The 7,323-nt window shown below is 63.1% G+C and carries 7 protein-coding genes; 5 read left to right on the plus strand and 2 right to left on the minus strand.

Annotation, left to right across the window (positions count from 1 at the left end; all coding sequences use genetic code 11):
• Together LJE93_12095 and LJE93_12100 are read left to right on the plus strand one after the other, a co-directional pair.
• Window positions 1-915 (plus strand): hypothetical protein (locus tag LJE93_12095; protein ID MCG6949643.1); only part of this gene is annotated, 915 nt, incomplete at its 5' end.
• Window positions 916-1,314: 399 nt separating this feature from the next.
• The gene (locus LJE93_12100) at window positions 1,315-1,764 is read left to right on the plus strand and encodes a GFA family protein (GenBank protein MCG6949644.1); all 450 of its coding nucleotides are present in this window, start codon (window positions 1,315-1,317) and stop codon (window positions 1,762-1,764) included.
• A gap of 116 nt (window positions 1,765-1,880) precedes the next feature.
• Here the strand turns inward: LJE93_12100 and LJE93_12105 are convergent, their stop codons facing one another.
• Window positions 1,881-2,540 carry a DUF2959 domain-containing protein gene (locus LJE93_12105; GenBank protein MCG6949645.1) on the minus strand — a complete coding sequence of 220 codons (660 nt, stop codon included), beginning with the start codon at window positions 2,538-2,540 and terminating at the stop codon, window positions 1,881-1,883.
• A gap of 158 nt (window positions 2,541-2,698) precedes the next feature.
• On the opposite strand from LJE93_12105, the gene LJE93_12110 reads away from it, so the two are divergent.
• Both LJE93_12110 and LJE93_12115 read left to right on the plus strand, forming a co-directional pair.
• Complete coding sequence (locus tag LJE93_12110) at window positions 2,699-3,400, plus strand: hypothetical protein (protein MCG6949646.1); 702 nt, start codon at window positions 2,699-2,701, stop codon at window positions 3,398-3,400.
• Between the two features lie 167 nt (window positions 3,401-3,567).
• Window positions 3,568-4,221: a glutathione S-transferase family protein gene (locus LJE93_12115; protein ID MCG6949647.1), complete on the plus strand. Its 654-nt coding sequence runs from the start codon at window positions 3,568-3,570 to the stop codon at window positions 4,219-4,221.
• Between the two features lie 121 nt (window positions 4,222-4,342).
• Here the strand turns inward: LJE93_12115 and LJE93_12120 are convergent, their stop codons facing one another.
• Window positions 4,343-6,622, minus strand: coding sequence for a S9 family peptidase (locus LJE93_12120; protein ID MCG6949648.1), 2,280 nt, complete (start codon window positions 6,620-6,622; stop codon window positions 4,343-4,345).
• Window positions 6,623-7,064: 442 nt separating this feature from the next.
• Between LJE93_12120 and LJE93_12125 the strand changes: the two genes are divergently transcribed.
• Window positions 7,065-7,323, plus strand: a 259-nt coding sequence (locus LJE93_12125) for an OsmC family peroxiredoxin (protein ID MCG6949649.1), incomplete at its 3' end; no start/stop codon positions are given.

The following is a 7,323-nucleotide window of genomic DNA, read 5'->3' on the forward strand; positions in this document are numbered from 1 at the left end:
ACCGAAAAGGGCCTCACCGCGCCCGAATCCGGCGACACCGACCTCGGCGCCGGACACTTCATCGCGGACGCCGATCCCCTCACAACCACCGACCCGACCAACCCGGATTCCGACGGTGACGGGATCTTGGATGGTATCGAAGACCCGAACGGCAACGGGGCGTACGAGCCCGAGCTCGGCGAATCCGACCCGAAGGACCCCGGGTCGACGCCACCCCCCCAGCCGACCCAGACCGGCGTCAGAGTCTTGATACTGGGTGACGATGATGCACAGGGACAGGTCCAGGCCGCACTCGAGGCCGCCGGCCACCAGGTCACGGTCATCGACAGATACTACGAGTGGGACGGGATGACGCCGGACGTCAACAGCTTCCAGATCGTCGTACTCCTCGACGGTGACGACTATGGCTACGAGCTGCAGACCGCCGCGGGCACGGCCCTCGAGGCGTTTGTGGCCAAGACCTGTGACCTCGTCATGACGGAGTGGACCGCCTATGACGTGGAAGGCAGCTCTAAGACCGGCCCGATCGCCGATTTGATGCCGGTCATCTCGCCAGACGGTGACTACGACTATGGTTTCACCTGGTCGGTCGCCGCAGCCCACCCGCTCACCGCCGGCCTTCCCGCGAGCTGGTGGGACGACGCGGGATCATCGTATGTCGATCCGAAGCCTGGCGCCATCGTCCTGATACGGGGGGAGGACCAGATCCCGCTGTTGACCTACAGCAACCAGGCAGGGGGCAGAGTGACCCATCTGAACCACGACATGACCTACACGACCGACACCATCGATGCCAACGCCCTGCAGATCATCGTCAACGCCGTCGAAAGCGCTACCATCTGCCCACTCTTCGCCGACGGCTTCGAAAACGCGAACTGCGACGGCTGGAGCGCTGTTGTCGGACTGGCGCCCTAACCAGGAGTTCACAACTGCTCTCCTGCAAGGCGCGATTCACCGTGGGTGGCTGAGCGTCCTCGATTCGCTCTGTGCGCGTACCGCGCTCTCAGAGCTCTTAGAGCCGCGCCACATTCACCCGCGCACAGTCGGCGAGCACCAGGTGGCTCCGTTTGACCACTTCAGAATCCCGACTCTCCAAACCGAGAACTCCGGGCATGCACTGTTCTGCAGATTTGTCGGGGAATCTGATATAGTATTGAGAATGCATCTTATTCGCATGAATCGTATCCGGCGCGAAACCGAGGAGCGTATTCGCCACCAAATTGGCAGCCACACTCAACCTGCACACCCGACCTCCTCGATTGCAGATGCGTTGCGACCCGAAGAGTCTGCAGGTTGCGGCTGTACACCGAGCATATGGAGGACAGCGTGACGAACGACAAACCGGTAATCAAGGGAACCTGCTTCTGCGGTGCAGTGGAGATCGAGGTCTCGGGAGCCCCGGCGGCCATGGGCTATTGCCACTGCGAGTCCTGCCGGCATTGGTCGGCAGGTCCGGTCAATGCCTTCACTCTGTGGAGCCCGGGCGCGGTGAAAGTGACCCGCGGAGAGGACAAGATCAGGAGCTTCGCCAAGACCGAACGGAGCCACCGCAAGTGGTGCGAAGTGTGCGGCGGCCACCTGATGACGGATCACCCGGAGATGGGCTTGATCGACGTGTACTCGGCGATCGTTCCGGAACTGAATTTCGAACCTGCCCTGCACGTTTTCTACTCGGAAGCCGTCGTCAGCATGAAGGACGGTCTGCCGAAGATGAAGGACGTGCCGGCCGAGCTGGGTGGGTCGGGAGAAACGCTGCCGGAGTGACAATGGGTGCCGTGCTCAGAACGCACCATCACCAATGAGCAGGCGCCTTGAACTTTCTCACGGATTGTGCCTTCTCTCGCGATCCCGCAACGGGTGATTGCGAAGGGCGGCTGTCCTCATTCCGGCAGGGTCTTCAGGAACCGATCGGCCTCGGCGATGGATGCCTCCATGTCTTCAATCAGCGTCTCGATGTCGGCCTCGATCTTCGCCGTCTCCGCGCTCAGGCCACCGATAGCGACTGCATTGAGGTTGTGCTTGAGGTAGAGCACACTGTCGTGGAGCTGGGTCAGCACCGGATCCATGCCGGCCTCGGACTTCCTCAGGGCCGCCTCCAGGCCGGCGTAGTTCCGCTGGCTCTCCTCCAGCTTTTGGCGGCTCTTGGCCTGCAGCTCCGTGCTCGAGATCTCGCCGATCTCATTCTCCCACTCGTCAAAAAGATCGTTGGCTATGGAGTCGATCTTGTCGATCTGGTCGCTCAGCTCATCCGCCCGGTCCACAGACTTCTCGTACTCCTCGGCCAGCTTGTCGTAGGCATCCTCGAGATCATCCGCATCCAGGTCGTAGAGCTGGCGCATCCTGTCGAGCGCACTCTCGAACTGGTCTCTGGTCTCCTCCTGGTCGTCCCTCACCTCCTCCACGTTGCTGCGCAGCAGATCGCGCTTCTCCTTGCCGAGCATCTCCCATGTGGAGTAGTACGCCGTCGAACAGCCCATGGCCACGGCCAGCACCACGACTCCCGCCAATCTCACCCACGTGACGTCTTTCTTCATCTTCATCTTCAACCTCTCCAGCCCCAATCCGGGCACTGCATCTTTCTCGGGAGAGACAAAGATAGCAAACAACACGGCAACTCTGTTCGATTGGCACCGATCGAGGTGTTTGAAATGCGTGGTGGCTGCTTGTAGGCTGACACCAAGTTCAAGGGAGATGCGAAATGCGCGCAACACGGGTCCTTTGGTTGCTGCTCGTGGCATGGCTCACCGGGTCGGGGGCCTGGGCCGGGAGCACCACGATCTCCCGCTTCGATGATCTGGCTTCCAGCGAGACGCCCGTCTTTGCGGATGGCTTCGAATCGGGAGATCTGCGTGGATGGTCGGGCACGAGCCAGGCCATCATCACCGTGCCGCCGTACGCCGACCAGTCCGAGATGGCCGGTCTCTGGTGGCCCTACTGCGACAGCGGCAGCTGCCCCTGGAGCCCGCCGACTCAGACGCATGACGGGCTCGACTTCACGCCGAACCAGGACCTCGCCGTCTTTCAGGCGGTGGCCCCGGGCATCGTGACCAACGTGGACCCCTACTTCAACCCCGGCAACGGGTTCTGGCAGGTCAACGTGGCGGTGGCCTACGCGCACGACCAGACCCACGGCCTGAACTACGCGTTCGAACCCATGAGTTCGAGCGCCTCTGACCGCGACGCCCAGTTGGCCAATATCGAAGTCGTCGTCGACCAGGTCGTGGTGCCGGGTGACGTCATCGGCCGTCTCGTCCAGGCCGGCCAGTACGCCCACCTCCATTTCGGCCTCTTCGAGGACTGGAGCCAGGTCTGCCCCGAGCCCTTCATGTCCATCGCCGTCCGGAACGAGCTCACCGACCTCATCCAGCGGGACAACCCGACCTGGATGATCTGTAATTGACGGGAATCAGGGACGGCCCACCTGTGTAGATTTTGTTTCGTCTCAAGGGTGTCGACAGGCTGCCACAAATGTGGATTCATGCGGTTGGCACCCTCGTCCGCGACCGCAACGCCGAACGAGGGACCCTCGGAAGACAGTCGGATACACTCGTCTCCCGTGGAGGCTCCATGAACAAGCTCACCCTGGTCATCGCCAACCGCAACTACTCATCGTGGTCGCTCCGCGCGTGGCTCGCGCTCGAGGCCACCGGCCAACCGTTCGATGAGGTGATGATTCCGTTGGGCCGTCCAGAGACGACGGAAGAGATTCTGCGCTGGTCTCCGACCGGCCGGGTGCCTGCCCTTCGTGACGGCGAGATCAGCCTGTGGGATTCGCTGGCGATCTGTGAGCACCTGGCCGAGCTATTCCCCGAAGCTCGCCTGTGGCCAGCGGAGCCTCGCGCAAGGGCGGTGGCGCGTTCGGTGGTGGCGGAGATGCATTCCGGCTTCATCGCTCTTCGCAAACACATGCCGATGAACCTGCGCGCCTCCTACCCCGATGCCAAACGAGAACCGGGCGTCGCGGAGGACATCGATCGGATCACCACGATCTGGCAGCAATGCCGCCGAGATTTCGGTGGCGGTGGAGAGCTGCTCTTCGGAGGCTTCACGATCGCCGACGCCTTCTTCGCCCCGGTGGTGAGCCGGTTTACCACCTACGGCATCACGCCTGACGGCGTGGCCAGCGATTACATGGATGCCGTGTGGGCCCTGCCCGCAATGTGTGACTGGGCGGAAAAGGCGCGCGCCGAGCCCTGGAGCGTCGACAGGTACGATCGGTAACGGACGAGCCCGTCCGGTGCAATGGTCGACGTGGCACCCGACCGCGCCCGGCCAGTCGGCGGCTGATCCGTCGTTGAGGCGAAACACGCTACGGGCCCACGGGCGCTGCCGCTCCTGAAGGCTACGGCTGCGCCTTGGGACCCGGAGGCGTGCGGTTCTCGAGCCGTGGCGCGAGCTCTCCCTGGCCGTCGAGCAGGGTTCGCACCCAGAAGTCGTGAATGACACGAGACCGATGTGCCCGCTGCACCCTCTGCACGCCGTGCCGGCTGTCCGGGTAGAGCATGAGCTCGAAGGGCTTGTTGTCGCAGGTCAGCCGATCCACCACCTGGAGCGAGTTCTGCATGTGCACGTTGTCGTCGATCGTGCCGTGAGTGATCAGCAGACCGCCGGTGTAACGGTCGGCCCAGGTCAGGACCGCCCCGGCTGCATACCCGTCCGGGTTTTCCGCCGGCGAGTCCATGTAGCGCTCGGTATACACGCTGTCGTAGAGCCTCCAGTCACTGACCGATGCGCCCGCCACACCGAAGTTGAAGTGCTCGGCGCCGTGGGTCAGGGCCATCATCGTGACGTAGCCACCGTAGCTGCCGCCGGTGATGCCGATGTGGTCGCCTTCGACCACCGGCTGAGTGCGAAGCCATGCCGCTGCGGCCGCGTAGTCCTCCATTTCCCACTTGCCCAGGTTTCGGTGCATGAGGGCAGTCCCGGCCTTGCCGAAGTGTCCGCTCCCGCGGTGATCGATCCACAGCGTGATGACTCCTCGCTGGGCCCAGTAGTGATCCTGCAGCCGTCTCCAGGAGTTGCGGACCGAGCCTGAGGCCGGGCCACCGTAGATTGATACGATCACCGGGTAGCGGCGATCCGGCTCGAGCTCTGGTGGCAGGACCCAGGTCGCCGGAAGCCGGTATGCCCCGTCTGTGGAGGGTATCGTGAAGAGCTCCGATCGACCCCAGGCATAGTCATCCATCGCCGCAATGTGCTGGTCTCCGAGCTCACGCACCAGGCTGCCGTCGCCACGGTGAAGCTGCATCCGGGAAGGACGATGGATCGAGCTGGATGTATCGATGAAGTAGGCGCCGCCCGGCGACATTCTGATCTGGTGTGTTCCCTCCGACTCAGTCAGATCCTCCGTCTTTCTGCCTGCGAGATCGGTACGCAGCAGCCGCGTGTCCCAGCTCTTTCCCGGGCTGCCGGTGAAGTAGACCCAGCCGCCTGCCTCGTCCACCGCCACGATGCTCCGCACCGGCCAGTCGCCGGAGGTCAGACGTCGTGTCAGTGTGCCGTCCTTGCCGTGCAGGTAGATGTGCCGCCAGCCGTCCACATCGCTGGTGAATAGAAAGCCGTCGCCGCTCTCGAGCATCTCGAGATCTTCGTAGAACTCCACCCACGCCTGCTGGCGTTCCTCGTGGATCAGGGTCTTCTCACCGGACACCGGGTCGCACGAGAAGAGACGCAGCACGTCCTGACCGCGATTCATCCACTGGACGACCACCCTTTCGCTGTTCGGGGTCCAGACTGGAAACGCCAGGTATTGATCGGCGTCGCCATCAAAGTCGAGCCAGGTGGTTGTGCCATCAGCGAGCGACACCACCGCAGCCCGCACCGTTGGGTTGGGATCACCGGCCTTGGGGTAGCGCTGCAGCTCGAGCTCGCCGTGCTGACCATCGGCGTGGTAGATGGGAAACACGGGAACACCGGAGTCGTCGAAACGGAGGAAGACGAGGCGGCTCGAGTTCGGAGACCACCAGAAGGCCCTGTGCCTCCCCCTCCGTCCGAGAATTTCCTCGAAGTACACCCAGGAGGCATAGCCATTGAGGATCTCCTCCGAGCCGTCGTCGGTGAGCTGGTGCTCCAGCGAGCTCTCGAGGTCGTACGCGAAAAGATCGTTGTCGCGGGTATAAGCCACCCAGCGTCCGTCCGGGGAGAGCGTCGGGTTCTTCTCCTCCGAGTTGGTGGCAGTCAATCTCCGCACCACCCCCTCGGGAAGCTCCACGAAGAAGAGGTCTCCGTCTTTTTCGACCACCAGGCGGGTCAGGTCATCATTGGCGTCCGCCGGCGTCTGAACGTCCATGCCTTCCGGCAGTACAGCGGCCAGAGCCGGGTAGTCGCGATACACCTCTTCGCGTCCGTCGTCGGCACCCACCGCGAACAGCCGCTTCCCCTTGCCGCCGTCACCCGAGCGCAGCTCGAGGTAGGTCTCGTCGTCAAGCCACGCCGTGATCTCGGGCAGGCCTCCGAGCACCCCATCGATGCCTCGGGTGGCTCCGTAGCGCGACTGCGCCTGACGTCCGAACGCCTGCTCATAGCTGAAAACCTTCTCCCCCGCCGCAGCCAGCACCGGGACGGCAATAGCCACCAAGCTGGAAACGCTCAAACTCCACATCATCCGACTGGAAACTCGCATGCAAACCCCCCCGGGGCGAATGGTAACCCGTCTAGGACGGAAACGGATGGCATCGGTTCCTCGCACCCCTCGCCGACTTCGTTTACTCGCCGGTGTGGCACGGTGATGCGCGGCTCCCGTGCAGGCCGCACCCGATGCAGCTTCAGGTCTTCATGTCGCACCTCGGTTCGCGACCCCACCCGGCCGCGAGATCACTCGTGGCGGTTGACACGAACTCCACTCCTGGAACCGGCACTCGGGGACAAATGAAAGAACTGCAGCGTGCTGCGTATTCCGAAAAAGATCGGAACGTCGGCAATTGATCCGGCCATCGATGTGTTCTTCACAAGAGACGGGGTGAGGCCCGGCGTGGCGCAACAGGGCGCCGAGCATCGAGGTTGGGAGCTCCGGGCCCTGCTCCATGGATGTCAGCAAATAACCGAGCAACTTTGTGGAGGTCAACATGTTGAAGAGCAATGCCACCGGAACCTGGAACGGAACACTCAAGGGCGGATCGGGCGCGATGAAGCCCGCCAATGGCGCGGAGATCCCATTTTCAATGGGCACCCGCTTCGAGGGCCAGCAGGGCAGCAACCCCGAGGAGATGATCGGCGCCGCCCTCGCCGGATGTTTCTCTATGGCGCTGTCGGTCGGCCTCGAGAAGGCCGGAGCGGCGCCGAAGGCGATTCGAACCTCGGCCGAGGTCACGATGGAGAAGATGG

This window comes from Acidobacteriota bacterium, assembly GCA_022340665.1.
Taxonomy (GTDB): Bacteria; Acidobacteriota; Thermoanaerobaculia; order Thermoanaerobaculales; family Sulfomarinibacteraceae; genus Sulfomarinibacter.